The sequence below is a fragment of the Mycobacterium sp. 1274761.0 genome (assembly GCF_001668615.1).
GTDB lineage: Bacteria > Actinomycetota > Actinomycetes > Mycobacteriales > Mycobacteriaceae > Mycobacterium.
The window spans coordinates 58,661-76,512 of the sequence record NZ_LZMC01000073.1 but is presented as its reverse complement, the minus strand read 5'-3'; the positions used below and the strand labels follow the sequence as shown (position 1 = coordinate 76,512).

The 17,852-nt window shown below is 63.6% G+C and carries 14 protein-coding genes; 3 read left to right on the top strand and 11 right to left on the bottom strand.

What is annotated here, in order from left to right; translation table 11 throughout:
• Positions 1 to 409: 409 nt before the first annotated feature.
• From A5651_RS15575 to A5651_RS15560, 4 genes are read right to left on the bottom strand one after another with little or no spacing between them, the layout of a single operon-like run.
• Positions 410 to 1,234 (bottom strand): bile acid:sodium symporter family protein, encoded by an 825-nt coding sequence (locus A5651_RS15575; protein ID WP_231988701.1) that lies wholly within the window; start codon positions 1,232 to 1,234, stop codon positions 410 to 412.
• 46 nt (positions 1,235 to 1,280) lie between these two features.
• Positions 1,281 to 2,297 carry a hypothetical protein gene (locus tag A5651_RS15570; RefSeq protein ID WP_066982378.1) on the bottom strand — a complete coding sequence of 339 codons (1,017 nt, stop codon included), beginning with the start codon at positions 2,295 to 2,297 and terminating at the stop codon, positions 1,281 to 1,283.
• 15 nt (positions 2,298 to 2,312) lie between these two features.
• Complete coding sequence (locus A5651_RS15565; RefSeq protein WP_066982530.1) at positions 2,313 to 3,629, bottom strand: peroxidase; 1,317 nt, start codon at positions 3,627 to 3,629, stop codon at positions 2,313 to 2,315.
• Between the two features lie 21 nt (positions 3,630 to 3,650).
• Positions 3,651 to 4,172, bottom strand: a complete 522-nt coding sequence (locus A5651_RS15560; RefSeq protein ID WP_066982375.1) for a hypothetical protein — start codon at positions 4,170 to 4,172, stop codon at positions 3,651 to 3,653.
• Positions 4,173 to 4,465: 293 nt separating this feature from the next.
• Between A5651_RS15560 and A5651_RS15555 the strand changes: the two genes are divergently transcribed.
• Together A5651_RS15555 and A5651_RS25450 are read left to right on the top strand one after the other, a co-directional pair.
• Positions 4,466 to 4,672: a ferredoxin gene (locus A5651_RS15555; protein ID WP_369803956.1), complete on the top strand. Its 207-nt coding sequence runs from the start codon at positions 4,466 to 4,468 to the stop codon at positions 4,670 to 4,672.
• 6 nt (positions 4,673 to 4,678) lie between these two features.
• Entirely contained in the window at positions 4,679 to 4,822 is a 144-nt protein-coding gene (locus tag A5651_RS25450; RefSeq protein ID WP_156662958.1) for a hypothetical protein, read from the top strand.
• Positions 4,823 to 5,014: 192 nt separating this feature from the next.
• On the opposite strand, the gene A5651_RS15550 is transcribed toward A5651_RS25450, so the two are convergent.
• The 6 genes from A5651_RS15550 to A5651_RS25440 all read right to left on the bottom strand — a co-directional run bounded on the left by A5651_RS15550 (position 5,015) and on the right by A5651_RS25440 (position 9,171).
• On the bottom strand, positions 5,015 to 5,266 hold the full coding sequence (locus tag A5651_RS15550; RefSeq protein ID WP_156662956.1) for a hypothetical protein: 252 nt from the start codon (positions 5,264 to 5,266) through the stop codon (positions 5,015 to 5,017).
• Between the two features lie 497 nt (positions 5,267 to 5,763).
• A complete protein-coding gene (locus A5651_RS24970; protein WP_231988700.1) occupies positions 5,764 to 5,985 on the bottom strand; it encodes a DUF732 domain-containing protein in 222 nt (73 codons plus the stop codon).
• 190 nt (positions 5,986 to 6,175) lie between these two features.
• A complete protein-coding gene (locus A5651_RS15545) occupies positions 6,176 to 7,270 on the bottom strand; it encodes a hypothetical protein (protein ID WP_156662954.1) in 1,095 nt (364 codons plus the stop codon).
• Positions 7,271 to 7,385: 115 nt separating this feature from the next.
• Complete coding sequence (locus tag A5651_RS15540) at positions 7,386 to 8,090, bottom strand: Type 1 glutamine amidotransferase-like domain-containing protein (RefSeq protein WP_066982366.1); 705 nt, start codon at positions 8,088 to 8,090, stop codon at positions 7,386 to 7,388.
• Between the two features lie 467 nt (positions 8,091 to 8,557).
• Positions 8,558 to 8,863, bottom strand: a complete 306-nt coding sequence (locus A5651_RS15535) for a DUF732 domain-containing protein (RefSeq protein WP_066982363.1) — start codon at positions 8,861 to 8,863, stop codon at positions 8,558 to 8,560.
• Between the two features lie 98 nt (positions 8,864 to 8,961).
• Positions 8,962 to 9,171: a hypothetical protein gene (locus tag A5651_RS25440; protein WP_156662952.1), complete on the bottom strand. Its 210-nt coding sequence runs from the start codon at positions 9,169 to 9,171 to the stop codon at positions 8,962 to 8,964.
• Positions 9,172 to 9,218: 47 nt separating this feature from the next.
• Between A5651_RS25440 and A5651_RS15530 the strand changes: the two genes are divergently transcribed.
• The gene (locus A5651_RS15530) at positions 9,219 to 9,611 is read left to right on the top strand and encodes a hypothetical protein (RefSeq protein ID WP_066982360.1); all 393 of its coding nucleotides are present in this window, start codon (positions 9,219 to 9,221) and stop codon (positions 9,609 to 9,611) included.
• A 47-nt stretch (positions 9,612 to 9,658) separates the two neighbouring features.
• On the opposite strand, the gene A5651_RS15525 is transcribed toward A5651_RS15530, so the two are convergent.
• Positions 9,659 to 17,776 carry a BTAD domain-containing putative transcriptional regulator gene (locus tag A5651_RS15525; protein WP_066982357.1) on the bottom strand — a complete coding sequence of 2,706 codons (8,118 nt, stop codon included), beginning with the start codon at positions 17,774 to 17,776 and terminating at the stop codon, positions 9,659 to 9,661.
• Positions 17,777 to 17,852: the final 76 nt, after the last annotated feature.

The following is a 17,852-nucleotide window of genomic DNA, read 5'->3' as shown; positions in this document are numbered from 1 at the left end:
GCGCGGCTCAGCTTTATTCAACGCTGCCATTGCCGATACGAGCTGGTTCAGACCTTTCGAGAGGCCGCTCCGTGATGTGCGGCCGCAGTACGATACGGCAATGGACCTGCTCCTCACATCGATGAGGTCATGTCGGCCACATTGATGTGTTGCCTTGTTCGCGAGTGGAGCAACCAATTCGCTCGGTTAGTAGGGTCAGCAGACGCAGGTGGGGCTTCCCCCGTACTCCAGGAAGCCTCGACCGGTCGAGCTGATCGGCCCGCGCGGGCTGCTGAAACAGCCGAGCAAAACCCGCTCGAGACCGCGCTGGACGCGGACACGGCGAGCACTTCGAGATCGAGCCCCGCGCGACACCAAATGGATCGCGTCTTCGGTGTGCTCGCCTAAACACCATGCAAATCATCGGATTTCAAAGGTTTTTGGCCAGCAGGCGTGACATGGGTAGAAGTATCAGGAGACTGACGATTGCGACGACGACCACCATGACGACGACGCTAGGGTCGCTGAAACTTTGGCCAGCAACCACGAGCGCAGCTGCAATATTGCGTTGCGCAGTGCCCAGACCCAGCACGGGCCGAGTGTCCGCGGCCGGGCCGCCAAGCGCCCACCCCGCGGCATAACCGAAAGCTATGAACAACAGGCCGGCCAGAATGGCACGGGTGCCGAAAAGTGAGACCACCTTACTGAAGTTCGCAACGACTAACAGCACAACTACAAGCACTATTGCGAGACTGGAGAGCCGGTCGAACAATGACTTGGCCCGCGCCGCCGCACCGGGCCACTTCGCGTTGACAGCGAGTGCAATGCCCAACGGGAGGAGCATCGTCAGAACCAGCGACAGCGCGATCCTCGCCGGGTTGACGGACACGCCTGGGAGTAAGAGCGGCAGTACGAGTGGCATGTAGGCAACCGTGATGACCATGAGCAAGACCATCAGAGCCACCGCGAAAGCCAAGTTCCCTTTGGCCATCTGCGTCAGCTTGGGCAGAAACGGCGCGCCGGCGGCTACGCCCAATAACAGAAGTCCGACACCTAGTGGTTCGTCAAGTCGCAGCACCCGAGCAAGCACGAAGGCCGCCCCCGGCATCAGCACGAAATTTGCCAGCAGAGACAACATCACTAGGCGCAGATTGCGCAGCGGAGCAGTGACTTCGGCCACTTTGAGTCCTAGTCCCATCGCCGCCATGCTCGACACGACAAAGACCAGCGTCGTAATCGGGATGGCTTTCTCCAAGGCTTGCATCAGTGCGGGGAATGCCAGGCGTCGAGGTTTTCGTGTGCTACTTCATCGTGGCGAGGTTGTGCCACAGGTTCTTCAGGCTGTCTGTGCCTCCGAAGAGGGTGGTGAAGTTTGTCGAGTCGATGAGCACTATGTCACCGGCTCGTTTTTCGTTGGGCGGCATCCAGATCAGTGCATTGAATTCGGGGTTGCCTGCCTCGGTGAAGGGGTGGGGTCGGTTCGGGTCGACACGTTGGCGGCCGAGCACTCTGAGTTGGTCGCTTTCGGGCGCGGTGAGTTCGTAATGCGGTAGATGGGGATGGAAGTTGAGTGTGGTGACGTCGTCGAGCAACCGCGGCGTGTCAAGGTCGCGGAATCCATTGAGCGGGGCGATTTCGTTTGTTCCGTCCACGACGGCCGGTCGAAGTCCCCACTTGTTGTGGACAGGAACGTCGAGCGCCTTCATCAGCGAGCGGGTGTAGGCCGTGAAGCGTTGTTGGCGTGGCACCAAGGGGTCGCCGTGGTGGAGGTATTCGACCTGTCGTTGTTGCATGTCGTCGGTGAACCCGACGTCGTGATGCGGAGCCAGCAGCAGGCAGGTGCCTTCTCGCTTCAGCCACTCTTGAATGGCTGATATCTCCTCCGGTGCTGCTTCCTCCTGCCCAACAAGATGATCCAGCCCGAACACCATCACGGTGTCGGTGTCGGCAAGGATCCGTTCATCGATGAGCTGCTTGTAGCCGGCTTGGTCGATACGCTGAAACACCGCGACCGGATGGCCGGTGGCTTCACCGGCTAACTCTTGGAACGCCAGTGTCGAGCGGTGAAACAGCTCCAGAGTACCGGCAACGCCTTGCAAGAAGTTCGCTTCGTCCCACTCTTGGCCTTCGTAGTTCGGCCATGCGACCCTGCGTACCTCAGTCATGGTGGAGAATCTGTTGTCCAATTCTTCAATATCGCGTTGCGATTCCCAGGGATAGCTCCACGTCCAGTAGATGCTGATGCGCCGCCCACCCGAATGTGGTCGTGGAACGTGGAACTGGTTGTAGGTGCGCGCTGCGGGTTGTGTAGCGGTCATGAGTTTTCCTGCAGTTCAAGCGAGTTGGGCGAGATAACGCATTGCCTTGATGCCGGGCAGAAAGAAGTACGCCCCGCCGGTCAGGGTCGTAAATGCTGGAAGTCCTTTGAGGACCTTGCGTATGGGACGCTTCGGGATCTTGAATTCGAAGGTGCCGTCCTGTGTGCCGCAGATCGGGTCGTGTTCGTTGCCCAATTCGTGAAAGGTCCGGTCGTTGATCCAGACGTTCTGGGCGAACTCGAACTGCCGCATCAGGTTTGCGCAGATGATGAACGCGGCGATGCCGCGGTCGGCGCCGTCGTCGGCCGCTCCGTCTGGAAGCGCAGGACCGTAGGTAGCTCCGCGGCGGATCATCCGGCGTCGGTTCATGTTGTGCGCGGTGTCCCTCGGGTTGAGTCGCCTCGCGTGAGCGCCCAGCGGACATGCGTACCCATGCGGGTCCATCTCTTTGTAATTGAAGTCGTTGTTGCGCATGGGATCGGCACCCAACTCGGGGTCGTCCTTATCGGGCGCCAGCACAAGCGGGGCACCGCTGCGCCAGCGACCCATGAACTTCGCCGCAAGCAGTTCCTGCTCTTCGGGGGTCTCGGCGTTGTCGCTCAAGTACTCCCGGAAGAGGCCGACATGTTCCTGCAGCCGCCGGTAGGCGGCGTATGTCCCGTTCCGGGACAGCACGTCCGGTTGCGGCAGATTAATCACCGGACCCAATTCGTCGGGATAGCCGAGGATGAACTCGCCCGCCTTCAGAGGGTCGCCGGAGCCCGGAGTGGGCTCCTCGCCGGTCCCCTCGATCACCGGTTGGGACAGGCGATCCCGGAAGCCGAAGTGGTCGTGGGCGTAGTTGAACGGTGGGGTGGCATTCAGGTCCAGATGCGACAGCCGCCGCACGCCATCGATACGCGCAAGAAGGTCGTCGTGGGCGCCGGTGGCCCTAGCCTGCTCGGCGTCGTCACGGGCGAACAAGATCGCAATCGCGTGCAAATCCTCGCCGGCCAACCCGCCGACCCAATTGTCGGGGTGGTTGCGGCCGGTGTCACCCAAGATGTCACCGCGTGCCGCCATCCCTTGGCGAAACGCGTCGGGGAAGGTGTCCAGTGATTCCTCGGGCACTCCCAACGCTCGAAGACCCGTCCACGTGAACCCCAGCGTGACCCACCGTTTGGTGTCGTCCATCGTGGTCGGCACCGATGCCGCCGACTCCACCACTTCCACCATTTCGGACAGCCACGCCCGTCCGCCGACTGCCGTGTCGAAGGACAGAAACTCGTAGCGGCCGGTCATCGCCGGCGTGCGGGTCAGCAGAATGTGTTGGATGTCATCGAGTTCAAGCATCTGCACCACAGACCGCGGCGTTCACTGCATCTGATCGAGCATCGTGGAGAATGCCGCCTTGAGCCGCAGCGCCTTCTTGACCTCATCCGCTGTGACGTAAGGGTATTCACCGTATTCCAAGAAGCTTGGAAAGTGGTGGTCGCGTACGAACTGCACGAATGCCGCCGGGTTCTCCTTCCAGTCCTCCGGGAAGCCTTCCAAGTTCACGAAAGCCGTCGTGATTCCGGTTTGGCTGAACAGCTGCACCGCGTCTTCGGTGTACTTGTCGAAGTCGGTGTCGAAGATGCCCTGGTATTGGAAGTACAGGCCGAAACCCACATCGAACAGCACCCAGCGCAGGTAGTGGAGGCGCAAGACGGCCAGCGCGTCCGGACTGGCTTTGATCGTCTCCTCGATCTGCTTGCCGTAGGCGCGGAGCGCCTCCTCACGGCCCTCCTTCACCTTTGCGATGATGGAGAACCCGTAGCAAGCCGGGGTTCGCGGGTAAACCGGGCCGTAACGGCCGCGTTGCAGTTCGAAGTAGCCCTCCCTCGGGATGGCCATCGCCGCCGGCTTACTCCAGTCATGATCACTTACAGGCACATCAGACTCCGTCCACGTCTCCGTCAATTCGACGCTAGCACTTGCATTCCGGCACCGAATGTGAACGACATTTCCGGCACCGGCCCTGAACGAGATGACGGACGGCCGACGCTAGCGCGCGCAAGTTGTGAAGGCCGCGCGCAACTTTCGATATGTACCGGAATGGATCTATCGAGCGTGTAGACGGCGTACCGTCCATCCGTGTCGGCACATAGACCGAATTTGGGAGTCTAGCTCTTCAGAAGTGTGAGGCGGTGCGTGTGCGAATCGTCGTCGACCTGAATCGCTGCCTGGGGTGTGCGCAGTGTGTCCCGCTGGCACCGGAGGTGCTCAAGCTCAGCGGGGAAGAAGCCTTGACTTGCAACCCGAACCCGGATGACAGTCAACGTCTGCGGGTGTTGCGGGCCGCGGCTTCCTGCCCGGTGCAAGCGATCATCGTCGAGCAGTATGACGACGAGTAGGCAAGCATGGGCAAGGGGAGTGCCGTTAGCGACACCGGCCGCGTCGTCATCGTCGGGGCATCAGTGGCCGGGCTTCGCGCCGCCGAGGCGTTGCGCAAAGAGAAACTGCTCGCCGCGGCCTTGAGTGCGTCGTCCTGGCTGTGGGCGTAGGTAGCCATCGTGAAGGCGGCCGACGCGTAACCCAGCCATGCCGCGATGACCGCGATTGGCACCCCGCGCAGGTGCCTCAAGTTGGCGCACGAGTGGCGGGCGTCATGAAGCAGCACCGCCGGAATCTTGAGTCCCTTCAGTTCCTTCTCCCAGCGGGAGGTAAGCGCGTCGGGGTGCAGCGGCTCGCCGAGTTCATTGCTGGCGACGTACTCGCCGTCGCCATATTGGGCCCGTCAGGGCATCGGCTAGGTGTCCGGCGATTTCGGGGAAGCAGGGAGTGAGGTTGTTCGCGTGGCGGCTGAACAGTTCTGCGCGGTCATCGACGCGGGCGAGGCCGCGGATGCCGTCCCATTTCGCCTCGAACGCATAGCCGCTTGGATTGGTCGGCAGGGTCGCTGCGGTAGCCAGCATTGGTGTCGGCGGGAACGGGACGACCGCAGTCATGCGCCCAAGCGTGCCTCAGTCGCAGGTAGGCGCCCACAGCGACGGGAGGCATCAAACACGGCCTCCAGGCCAGCATCCCACCAGAAATCACTGTTGGGGGTGAGAATGTTGGTAACCCCTGGGAGGGACACATGAAGATGCTTGCGATCGTCATTGGCATGGTGGTCATCGGAATCGGCGTTTTCCTCGGTGCTAGCTCCTTAGAGGCGCAGGGCGGAGGTGAAAGTTTCGTCTGTGGTCCGGCTTTCAGCCCTGCACTCGGAGCAGCTGAAGAGAGGGACCACTTGAACAGGCTCATTGGGAAGCAGACCAATTTTGGTGATGCTTGCCGTAGCGAGCGCGACTCTCGCAAAGTGATCGCTTTTGCAGGCTTCGGTCTTGGTATGGCAATCCTCGTCGGAGGTGTTTCTTCTCTTGCGGGTAACCGGCGACCGCCGTCTCGGCGAAGGAAGCCCCGCTGCGCCTCGCCTATAACCACCGTGTTTCCGGACCCGTCCTCACGAGGCGGCGGGTAGGTCGTAAACATCAGGACATAGATAGTGCGTTGACGCTTCGACGATCATGCCTGCCTGAAGGGCTTGGTAATTCGTGTTTTTGTAGATGGACGCCGCGACTGTGTCGAATCCTGAGCCCGCGTGGAATTGGCTGCACACGCTCTTGCCGAACGTTATGAGCGTCGCATCCGACCCCTTCAAACCGGCACGGCGCAGGATGCTCAAGTAGCCGTCATTATCAGGGTTTCCCGCGGCTGGCGGGGCTAGCAATACAGCAGCGGTCAGCGTTTTCTATCCACCGTTTCTCGAGCAGCACTCCTCGACCGGTCAATTGTCGAAACGTGTCCGAAGGCCTTGCCGGGTTGGGTGGAGGCGCCCGCCGCTGGAGTGTCTTGCCTCTCAGGCCGGCTCGACGTCATTCCACGCGGGGCAAGCGATTGGTCTTGGCTTCCGCTTGAAGTCGCAGCTGATTGGCCCGAGCGCGCGCTTCCTCGGCCAGCGCTAGGGCCTCGGCGGCTTTCGCCCCGGCCCACACCTCAGCGGCCCGGGCTTGCGCTTCGGCGGCTTCAGCCTGCTTGCCGGCTCTCGCTGCGCGGGCCTCGGTCTGGGCGGCTTCTGCCTGGGCGCGCGCCCATGCTCTCGCCTCGGCTGCGCGGGCCTCGGCTTCGGCGGCTTCGGCTTGCGCCCATGCTTCGGCGGCGCGGGCTTGCGCCTCTGCCTCCTCGACCTGCTTTCTGGCCTCGGCGGCGCGAACTTGTGCTTCAGCCGCTTCGGCTTGCGCCCACACCAAAGCGGCGCGGGCTTGCTCTGCCGCAGCTTGCGCCTGCTTTCTGGCCTCGGCGGCGCGTGCTTCCGTTTCGGCGGCCTCGGTCCGCGCGCGCGACCAAGCCTTCACCTCTGCGGCGAGAGATTGCACTTCGGCGGCTTCTGCCTGCGCGCGCGCTTCGGCGGCGAGCGCTTCGGGCTCGGCGGCAAGGGCTTGTGCTTCGGCGGCTTTCGCCTGGGCTTGCGCCTCGGCGGCGAGCGCTTCGGCTTCGGCGGCGAGCGCTTCGGCTTCGGCAGCCAAGGCTTGTGCCTCGGTAGCCTCTGCCCGCGCCCGTGTTTCCACGGCCAGCGCTTGGGCTTCGGCGGCTTCCACCCGTGCGCGCGCTTCTGCTTCCATCTGCTTCATGTCGGGCTTGGCGTGCTTCCTCGTCGGCCCGGTGTGCGACGGCCGGTGCCGATTGCGGGCGCCGACACCCCTGTGGGCCTGGAGATCATGTGCTTGCTGCTGGTCAACGTAGAACTCGACGCCGATGAGCGCTGCAGCGGCCAGCACCAGCAACGGCATGAATACGTTGGGATGGGTGATCACGCCAGCCAGGGCGATGATGGTCAAGGGCACTGCGAACACCGCCGCGACCCACGGTTGCCGATCGGCGACGTCGAGAATGGTCGCTCGGACGGAGATCAACCGCGCGGTCCACAAGCGGCGGTCCGGCCAGTGCAAGGCGATTCGCGAAGACCCCACAATCGCATCCCCTCAGGAGACGTCTCACTCATTGTTACCGACGTCGCCGCGTGTCGGTGGCATTAACGGACGTTTCCCGACAGCAGTGTCGCCCGGCAGTCTCGAAATCGAAGACTCAGTAGCGCTCAGCAGGGGTCAGCGGCGTACGCGTCAGCCGAGTGCCGTCGAACCGATACAGGTGGGCGGGACGTCGAAGAGCCTCGAGGTGGCCGTCTGCACCAACGATCACACCGCCTCCGGAGGGGATCGCGAGGCCCGTGGTGGTGCCGCCGAGCGCACGGATCGTGCGCGACAGCCGCGTCCACCCGGCCGGCTCGTCATGAACATCGATGACCATCGACGACAGGGCGAACGTCTCGACCATCTCCGACGCGCCACCAGCCGCTTCCACGAGCGCGCACGTGCCCAACTGGACCGCCCCGGCTGAGACGCCGATGAGAATGGCTCCTTCGGCATACCGCCTCGAGATCAGACGGTCCATGCCGGTCGCCGTGAAGGTCTCCCAGCCGACGCGCACGTCGCCACCGGCGAGGACGATCAGCCGCGCTCGGTCGAGGAAGTCGCGGTCGGCTGACGTGAGGGAGGCCCGGACCATGCGGTGATCGGTTATCCCAGCGGCGTCCAGCGCCGACTTGCAGAGGTCGTAGAACTCGGGGCGGTCCTGGTTGGACGCCCCGATGTATGCGGCGGCCACCTGCGGACCCGGCGGCAGCTTGGCGACGGCCGCTTCGAGGAGGAGGCGGCCCCGCCGCTTCCAGAACAACAACTGGCTGTCGGCGAACAGGTACAGCGGCTGGCGCTGCGAGGCAGTGTCGGTCACCGCGAATTCGACTCGGCGTTGATGGACGAGGCCATACGAACTTTCAGCTTAATGCCGACATTCCGGCGATGCCGAAAACGCCACATGGCGATACACCGACCTGGAGACAGACTCGAAGCGAATGATCGCAGGGCTGATAGTTCTATGTCGGGTGATGCCTGACAGCGTTTCGCCGTACTGGGGGCTGCGACGGCTGGCGCTCGAGCTGACCGTCCGAACCACAATGTCAGTCTGAGAGCGTCACCGTGCATATATAGCCTCGACGAGGTTCTCAACGTGACATTGTGTCGGGAGGCTTCTAATTCCTCAGCCGCGGCCGGCGTTCTGTCCGCATCCGCTGTCTTCTGATCCGCGTAAATTCCATGACGAACAGGACCACGGCGGTCTACATCAGCAACGGTATGAACACGTACGGATACGCGATCGCCCCGGCCGTCAGCTACAAGATTTTCAGAAGCGTCGGCGTATCACACCTTGTCGGCGTGGTTCGGGCAGAAATACAGCGGGGCGCCGGCCACGATGTAGTTCGAGAGCTTCTGATCCTTGGTTGCGAGGTCCAACTTTTCTGCAACGGTCGCCGAATCGGCCCCATGGTCGAATTGAGCGCATACATCGCGGGCGAGGGTCGTGTAGGTCGCACAGTTACCGGTAAAGCCGATGGCAGCCATGCTTGTGCAGTAGTCGCTCTCGGGTGAGGCGGCGGCGCCGGGCGCACCGAGGATCGCGCTGGCTGACGCCACCAACAGAGCAGTGGTTTTCGCAAGCATAGTCATATCGCGTCCTTCCTATCGCGCGACTACCCGTAACGAGGTAACGGCACGCAGGACGTGGCATAGGTCGATGCAGGAGCGTTACCTAAGCGCCCCAATCGTCAGCGTGCTTGCCGGTCGCTGACAGCTGCCGCCAGCCGCGCGACCCGCCGACGGGTCACCTGCCAGGTGGCTACCACCCAGACCGTCAACACGGCGAACACCAGCGCAACCGCCCACTGACATCCCGGCACCGAGGGCGGCATCCCGTGGGCGCGCACATTCTCGAGGGAGATCCTTCCTCGGCGAATACGTGCGGCGGGGTCACCCATCTGCTTGCCGGGTCTGTGAATTAACCCGCCATGACTAGGATCCCGGCGTGCCGCTTGACGAAGAGGACCTGAAGTCGTGGTTCGAGCGACCCGCCGTGATCTTCGCGGCGGGCGCTTCAGCGGTTGTTCTGGTTCTCGTGTTGATCTTCGCCGTCGTCAGGACCGCGGAGGACTCGGTAGTGCCGCCGGTTTCAGTGCCGGCACCGGCCACCTCTAGCGGAGCGGAGACGTGGACGCCCTCGTCGACGACCACGACGAGTTACACCCGACCGAGTGTGCAAACCAGTGAGGCGATCCTGCCGCCCCCGCCACCGCCGCCGTCGTCGACGACCAGCCAGACACCGACCGATGATGACGCTGAGACCGACACCCCGACGACAACGACGACGATCTACAACCCCTACCTGACTACGAGCCCACCGAATGCGGGCCATGTCTAGGCGTTGACTCTGCGTCGTTGGCGCAAAAGTACGAGTGGCGGCCGCGGTCAGCGCAGAGTCAACCCGTCGAACGCGGCGACTGCTGCTTCAAGGTCAGCTTCTTCGAAGAGTTCGCAGTGGTTCTGCGCGTCGACCCCGACGGCAACGAGGACGATCATCCGCCACTCGGCTTCAAAGCAGTCCGCAGTGGTTCCGTAAGCCACGTGGGTGAAGAGGGCTGCCGTGTTGCTTAACCGGTGCACCGACTCGACGCGCATTTTGACGTCCGGGGTCAGTTGCCATGCGCTGCGGATGTAGGCGGTCAGGTCCGCTGCTTGGAACGTCTCGCGTACCCGATGGTCAATGGTCGTCCAATCCGACGCACCGGATATATCGCCTCTATTGTGCGCCGCGTAAAACCGCGCGATAAGCGACCACATCGTTGAATGGGCCGCGGCTTCCCCGGCGAGGTATCGGGCGTCGAGTTCTGCGAAGGCGGCGTCGAGGTCGGCAGGATCGAAACTCACCGTCGTCTGCATCAGCCCGTTGTCGCTGACTTCCATGACCGTCAACACCTCGATGGTGATCGGCCGCTTGGGATCATCACTGTCAACCCAGTGAACGTCGACCAAAGACAGACGCGATCCGCGTGTCGCAATGGGCCGATATTGCAATCTAAGGCTGTACGGCGACACCTCGAATATGGCTTGCAGATTCTGTCGTCCAGCTAAGCCCGTCTCAACGGTGTTAAGTCCATACCGCCGGTCATGTGTGATGCTGGACGGGGTTGCAAGGGATACAAAGGATTTGAGGTCGCGCCGGTTATAGGCATCAGCTAATCGTTCGAATATTCGCGTCGCCGCGTTGTCGAGCTGTGCCGGTCGGCTCAGTTCGTCGAATCTCGCTATTGCCTTGTCGAGGTCGACTTCGTCGAAGATTTCGCAACGGCTGACCTTCTCGCCGCTGACCGTCAGAATGCCGACCCCCCGCCACTCGGCATCGAAGCCGTCACGTGACGTGCCCTCTGCCCTCCAGGTGACAACAGCCCCTACGTGGCTCAGGCGGTGCACCATCTCGATGTAGGTCTCAAGAGCATCTTCCAGTGCCCAGGCGGCACGGACATAGCCGACGAGATCTCCGGGTGCATGCGCGGTGACGCGACGATGGTCTACGTTCGTGAAATCCTTTGTGGTCAGCGGAAGTTCACGTCGGCTTACAGCTGCATACGTATCTGTGATCACCTCCCACGTCCTTGCATAAGGGGCAGCCTCGCCGGCGAGGAATCGGGCGTCGAGTTCTGTAAGGGCGGCGTCGACGTCGTCAGGGTCGAACATGGCCACCGCTGCAATTCTGTTGTCGTCGTCTATTTCGAAGACGCGCAGGGCATGGGTGTGAAAATTCTCGTAAATGTCCTGGCCGTTGATGACGAAATGGACCCGACCGAGCACCAGGCGTTCCCCACGGGTCGCGAGTACTACCTGTGAAATACTTCGCGCGCCAAGGTCTGCCACGACGCGGAGGTCTGCAACATTCAGCTCTCGCCCGCGTCGAATGCCTGACCCGATCACCTTGCGTCGGTCGTCCAGGCAAATGTCTTCCGCCAGGGTGTCACCGAGGCCGTCCCAGTCACGCGCTGCAAAGCAGGCGTACAGGCGTTCTGCGACGCGGCTGGCCCGATTCTCGAGTGACGACTGGCGGCAGAGCTCGTCGAACTTCGCGAGCGCGGCATCCAGTTCTGCCTCGTCGAACAATTCGATGCCGCTAACGGCGTCACCGTCGACCATCGTGATGTCTAGCGCCCGCCGCTCGGCTTCGAAGCGGGTAAAAACCGCTCCAGCATCGTTCAGCCGATGCACGGATTCGATGAGTCCCGCGCACGCTTTTGCGATCACTGACCAAGTGCGCGCGTGCGGTGCTGCTTCGCCCGCGAGATAGCGTGCCTCGAGATCGTCAAATGCGGCGTCGAGGTCATCGACCTCGTAGGTGAGGAGTGCCGTGATTTTCTCGTCGGTATCGACCTCGAAGACGTTGAGGGTTTCGATCGCGAAGGCACGGGGTCCTTGGTCTTTGCCTGTATACCGGGTTTGGATGAGGGCGAGACGGTCGCCGCGGGTGGCGATGATGAAAGGTGTGATGCGTGTACCGAAACGCGCGCTCACATAGATATCCTTCAAGATCGCTTCCCGACCGCGACGAACCCCGGAGTTCACCATAGGACGATGGTCGGCATTGAAGACATCGTCGGCCAACAGGGCGCTTGTCGCAGTTACGTCGATCGCAGCGAAACAGCTCCAAAAGCGTTCCACCACTTTGGTCGCCGTATTTCGCAGACGAGGGACAGAGTTATTGAGCTCCTCGAATCGTGAGACGGCAGAGTCGAGATCCGCTTCGTCGAACAATTCGGCGCGTGTAACTGATGCGTCATCGACCGTCACCAGCTCGACGACCCGCCATTCAGCCTCGAAACCCGACTGCGACGTGCCATGGGAGGCCTGAGTGAGGACGGCACCTCGCTCATTCAACCGATGAACCGCTTCCACATACAATTTCAGATCCGGGGTGAAGTCCCACATCTGGCGGATCTTTGCCGCTGGGTCACCCGGGCCGACCGCCACGAGCGGTCGGTGGTCAACCAGATCCGGTATTGCATCTGGAAACTCGTGACGATTGAAGGCGGCGTGACCATCTATGACCGCCGACCACACACGCGCATGGGGTGCCGCTTCTCCAGCGAGGTAGCGGGCGTCGAGTTCTTCGAGAGCCGCATCTAGGTCGGCAACACTGAATGCAACATGCGTCACAACCCGTCCGTCGGTGTTGACCTCAACGACTCCGAGTGACTCCATGTGAAATTCCGCGGGCCGTTGGCTATCGCCGAAGTGGCACACGCGACACAGCGCGAGTCGGTCACCGCGTGTCGCGAGGACGTCCACAGCGATATGCGTCGCGCCAAGGGTGGCGGCGGTCTGTGAATTCGCGAGTACAAAGTCGCGGCCATACTGGACGCCGTGGTTCGCGCCGCGACGCCGATCGTCGTCGCATATGTCGGGAATGAGAGCCTCGGCCATGGCGGGCCAGTCTCTGGCCGCGAAGTAGTCGTTGACGCGTTGATATGTCCGGCTCGCCGCGTTTTCCAGCCGACGTTGTGGCCGGCGCAATTCCTCGAACCGCGCGAGAGCGGTATCTACATCGTCGGCTTCGTAGACCTCCATACGCTGTGGGGCAGCGGTATACAACACGCAGCGAGGCCACTGCAGCGTGTTCCCCTGCGTATCGGTCCCTTCGATCAGAAGGCTGGCTACGGTCGCTCGTTCATCGAGGGCGTGCACCGCCGTGACCCGGTAGCGGGCATCGGGCACCATCGTCCACAGTTGTTCTGCGGCCCTCTGAAAGTCGCCTGGCGCGAAGGGCACTCGCCGGCGGTCGGAGTAATCGATACTGTCGACCATTCGCCCTCGCTCGTGCCGGTTGACCTCGGCGAGACTGGTTACCGCGTCCTGCCACACGTGGGCGTAGGGCGCTGCTTCGCCAGCGACATACCGAGCGTCGAGCTCCGCGAAGGCAGAGGTGAGATCGTCGGCGTCGAAAGCGACCTCGGCAATGATCCGGTTGTCGGTATCGATCTCGACGACGTCGATCACTTCGTTCCGGAATGGGTCGTGCCATTCGGGGTGCGCGAACAAGTGGCGAGCCAGTACAAGATGCTCCCCGCGAGTCGCGATGGGCGTGGACGTGATCTCCTCGCAGCCGAGCTGTGCAATCGCTCGTACATTCGTTATCTCGTTATCGCGGCCGCGTCGGATGCCGGCATTTATCACCCGGCGACGATCATCGGCTGCGAAGTCGTCAGCCAGAGCTGCTGCCATGGCATCCCAATCGCGTGTCGCAAAGTGCGACAGATAGTCACCAAGCACTCGACTGGCCGCGTTCTCAAGCGGCCGTGGTTGCTGGATGGATTGCTCGAATCGTGCATGCTGCGCGTCAAGTTCGGCCATCGCCGCAGCGAGATCGTCAGTGTCGAACGAGATCTGCAGTGTGATGCGACCGTCCGTGTCGATTCCGAACAGATGGAGCAGTTCATCGCGCGGTGCGTCCGGGCTCGCGTCAGCGGTCACCAGCCACATTCGGGTGAGAGCCAGGTGCTCGCCTCGCACGGCGACAACCGTGATGTGGACGCGCATGCCGTCAGCCTCGTGAAGAAGCCTCGTTATCAGTGGAAAATTCGCGGCCGTGATGTCTTGCTGGGTGAAGTGGACGATCTTCCGGCGGCTTTCGATTGCCGCGTCGGTGCCGAAGAGCTCCGCGAGTTCATTCCATGCCTCGCGGTCGAGTGCATCTTGCGCGCATCGGATCACCCGGACACATTCATTCCAGGGCTCAGCCTGAGTCCCTTCGGGAACCGCCTCTGGCGCTGCAGCAACCGGCTGTCCCAGAACTGCGTGTGCCTTTTCAGCAAGTGCCGCAGCGTCTTTCTGCTCGTATAGTTCCGCGGCCCGTTCCGCAGCGGCGCGAGCCCCAGAATCGGCACCCGCGGCACGCAGCACCACCGCCAGCGCGAGGCATGCGTCGCCGTGATCGACCAGCAGGTCGGTCCGTTCGGCCAAGCCGACAGCGGCCTCAGCGAGGTGACGCGCTTCGTCATGCTCACCGCGGCACGACAGCAAATGCGCCCGAAGCGTGCGCCACGCGATCGATGGCTTCAGCGCGTGACCGGCCAGGCGCTCACTTTCGGCACATAACTTCTCGGCCTCGTCGGCCCGGTCGAGCGCCAGACACGCCCGGCCCAGGAGCGCCGCCGTCTCGGCGGTGTCGGCATCGAGTCCTAATCGACGAAATCCGGTGTAGGCCTTGCGCAGATGCGGCTCAGCGGCGGCAGGATCGCCGACAACGAGTTCGACGATGCCCGCAAACTGCTCGACCTCCAGCAGTGCATGCCGCAGCCCCAGTTCGGTGACCGTGCGACGGGCAGAGTCGATCATCCGGCGGGCCGCAGCCGCCCGTCCCCGGAAGGCCTCCAACACCGCCTGGCACCGCGTCGACGTCGCCTCCACCGCAGGCGAATCCGTGGTGATCCGCAGCAAGCGCACCACGTCGAGACACCGGCCGCCGGCGCGCGGCACCGGATTCGGGCCCCACAGTGCCGCCAGGGGAGCATTCGCCAACACCGCGTTGACCCTGCGGTGCTCACGTGCGCGACGGGCCGCGGTGAGCGCATGGTCGAGTGCTATCTCGGCGTCGCCGATGCGTCCCAATCGCGCCAAGCAGCCGGCACGCACGGTGTGCGCCTTGGCTTCTCCGGCGGCGTCTTCGAGCGCAGCCAGCTGTTCCGCCGCAGCGGAAACCGCCGATTCGATGGCATCCAGCCGCTCGGGATGAGTGAGCATCGACAGTTGTCCGTCAAAACAGGCCGCCCACGCCGCGAGGCGGGGCGAATCGCTTGTCGCGCTCTGCAATTGCGCCACCGCGTCTGTCGCCGAGGTCATGTCACCCGCGGCCAGCAGCGCCTCGCATCGAGCGACCAGCAACTCGGCAATCTGATCGTCACGGTCGGGTAGCTCGTCGTCGAGTTCCTCCAGCGCGTGCAGAGCGTGGTCGTACAGGTCGGCAGCGCCTTCGTAGGCCAGCCGAGCCATCGCCTGGTCTGCGGCACGTCGGCAGTACTCGACGGCCTTGGCCGCGTTTCCGGCCCAGGCACATTCGAAGTAGTGGTGCGCCAGGTCTGCGAGCAGTTCATCGTCGGCGCCTGGCTGGTTCTCCAACGTCGCCGCGATGCGCTGGTGCAGCCGCATGCGTCGCACCGACGGCAGCTCGGCGAGCAACGACTGCCGAACCAGTGCGTGGTTGAACCGGTAGCGACCGCCAGGCTCTTCGATGACGATCCCGGCCTTGCATGCCTCGTCGAACGCGTCCACGAGATCCTGATCGACAACGCGCTCGACGAGTTCGACGTCGAACCGGCTCCCGACGACCGCAGCGGCAGCCAGCGCCTTGTTCGTCTCCGCCGGAAGCCGGGACAGGCGGCGGGACACCGCTTCTCGAACACCCTGGGGCAACGTGCTCTGATCCCAGACACCGCCGCTTTCATCGACATGGCGCAGGGCCTCGATGAGGAAGAACGGGTTGCCGCCGGTGACCGACGCTAACGCTCGGGCGAGATCCTCGTCGTCGTAACCCGCTTCGGCGACATAGGCCGTCACGTCGTCTTCATCAAGTCCGCTCAGTGCCAGCCGTTCGGCGGTCCCGTCGCGGTGCAGGTCGGCGAGCATCGCGGCCAGGGGATGGGAGCGGTCCAGGTCGGTGCTGCGGTACGTGCCGATCACCTGGACGCGGGCGCGCTCGCCGAAGCGCAGGAGATGACGCAAAAGCAGCAGCGTCGGTTTGGCCGCCCAGTGCAGGTCGTCGATGATCAGCACGATCGGCGCGCTCGCCGAGGCCAGTTCCAGCACCGCCACCACAGCGTCGAACAGCGCATAACGCTCGGTGTCGGGATCCGCGCGCGTCGGCGCCGAGAGATCGGGCAGGATATCGGTCAACCCGGGTACGAGGGCGAGTAGCGACTCAAGGCCACGGAGTCCACGCAGGCGGCCCTCGCCGAGGCAGGGCACCAGCGACCGCAGCGCCTCGGCGAACGGCTGATACGGCGCCCCGAGATCCTCGTCGCATCGGCCGTAGAGCACGAATGCTCCTTGCTCGTACGCCTGCAACGACCACTCCGCCGCCAAGCGCGTCTTTCCCACGCCCGGTTCACCGGCGATCAGCACCGCGCTCATCCCGCCGCCGAGCGCCGCCTGCCATGCTCCCAGCAGCCGTGCGAGTTCACGACCACGGCCGACGAACGGCCCGGTATTGGTCAGGACGGCCGGAAGCTCCGGCCGGCTCACGGGTTCGTCGATCGACACGTCCTGCGGATCGTCGTCGGTGTGCAGCCGGAGTTCGAACACGTGCTCTGGACGGGTCAAGTTACGCAGTTGACGCATACCGAGATCGGCGAGAACTACGTCGTCGGGAAGCGAATCGATGACGAGTTCGGCGGTGGCGCCCGAACACAGGATCTGGCCGCCGGATGCCAACGAACGCAGCCGTGCGGCACGGTTGACGGCCCGGCCGAAATAGTCACCGTCGCGCAGTTCCACTTCACCGGTGTGCAGCGCCACCCGAATCCGGAGGGGCGTCTGCAGCTCCCACGGCTCATGGTCCATCGCATCCTGCAGTTCGATAGCCGCTGCCGCGGCCGCCGACGGCCGCTCGAACACCGAGAACGTGGCGTCGCCCTCACCTCGCGTCTTGACCAGCCGACCGCCGCGCGACGTCACCACCTGTTCGACGAGTTCGTCGTGTCGGGCGAGGGCCACCGCCATGGCCTCGGCGTCGGCCTCCCACGCGGCCGTCGACCCCTCGATGTCGGTCAGGAGGAAGGTGACCGCGCGGGTGATGCTCGAGGCCTGTTGTGCCACAGGCATATCCAGCGCGGAGTCCTGGGCCACGATGGCGGCCTCGAGGCGCCGAAGCTCCGGGCCGGGGTCGACGCCCAACTGCTTGGCCAGCAGCGACCTCGCCCGTTGGTAGGCGCCCAGCGCCTCGCCCTGTCTGCCTGCCCGGTACAGGGCGAGCATCAGCTGGCCCCACCGCCGCTCGCGCAGCGGGGCCTCGGCCACGGCGGCTTCGAGTTCGCCGATGATCTCCGCGGCGCGGCCGGACGCCAGCAAGGCGTCCGCGCGGTCTTCGACCAGTGCCGAATTCGTCTCGATCCACCGGGTTTTCTCCGATTCCCCCCGCTGCCCGTCGGGCAGTTCGGGAGTCCCGCGCCACAGCGACAGCGCTTCTTCGAATCGGGCCACCGCTTGACTGATGTCACCGGCGGCAGCGGCGTCGCGGCCGAGACGCGCGGCGATCTTGTAGCGTGAGGCATCGACGTCGACTCCGGCCAGCGCCCATCCCGCTCCCAGCGTCACCACGACGCCGTCGCCGAGCGTGCGACGAAGAGCAGAGATGTGTGTCTGAAGGGCCTTGGCGGCGGTGCGTGGGGGGTCGTCGCTCCAGAGCAGTTCGATCAACGAGTCGGCCGATACGACCGACCCGTCGTGCAGCCCGAGCATCGTGAGGACGGCGCGCGGCTTGGCGCCCGGGATCGCGACCGGTCGACCGGCCTGCCGGACCTGGAGTGGACCCAAAACCCCCAGCTCCACCGCTAGAAGCGTAGTCACTCAGCCATCGTCGGTGGGCCGATTCAACCTCCGGTCAAGACCGAGTAAAGGCATCAGC

What these genes read in the sequence shown, in the direction of transcription:
- A5651_RS15570 (WP_066982378.1), bottom strand. Translation starts at nt 2,297, where the DNA reads ATGACCGCTACACAACCCGCAGCGCGCACCTACAACCAGTTCCACGTT.
- A5651_RS15565 (WP_066982530.1), bottom strand. Translation starts at nt 3,629, where the DNA reads ATGCTTGAACTCGATGACATCCAACACATTCTGCTGACCCGCACGCCG.
- A5651_RS15560 (WP_066982375.1), bottom strand. Translation starts at nt 4,172, where the DNA reads ATGGCCATCCCGAGGGAGGGCTACTTCGAACTGCAACGCGGCCGTTAC.
- A5651_RS25450 (WP_156662958.1), top strand. Translation starts at nt 4,679, where the DNA reads ATGGGCAAGGGGAGTGCCGTTAGCGACACCGGCCGCGTCGTCATCGTC.
- A5651_RS15550 (WP_156662956.1), bottom strand. Translation starts at nt 5,266, where the DNA reads ATGACTGCGGTCGTCCCGTTCCCGCCGACACCAATGCTGGCTACCGCA.
- A5651_RS15535 (WP_066982363.1), bottom strand. Translation starts at nt 8,863, where the DNA reads ATGACTATGCTTGCGAAAACCACTGCTCTGTTGGTGGCGTCAGCCAGC.
- A5651_RS25440 (WP_156662952.1), bottom strand. Translation starts at nt 9,171, where the DNA reads ATGGGTGACCCCGCCGCACGTATTCGCCGAGGAAGGATCTCCCTCGAG.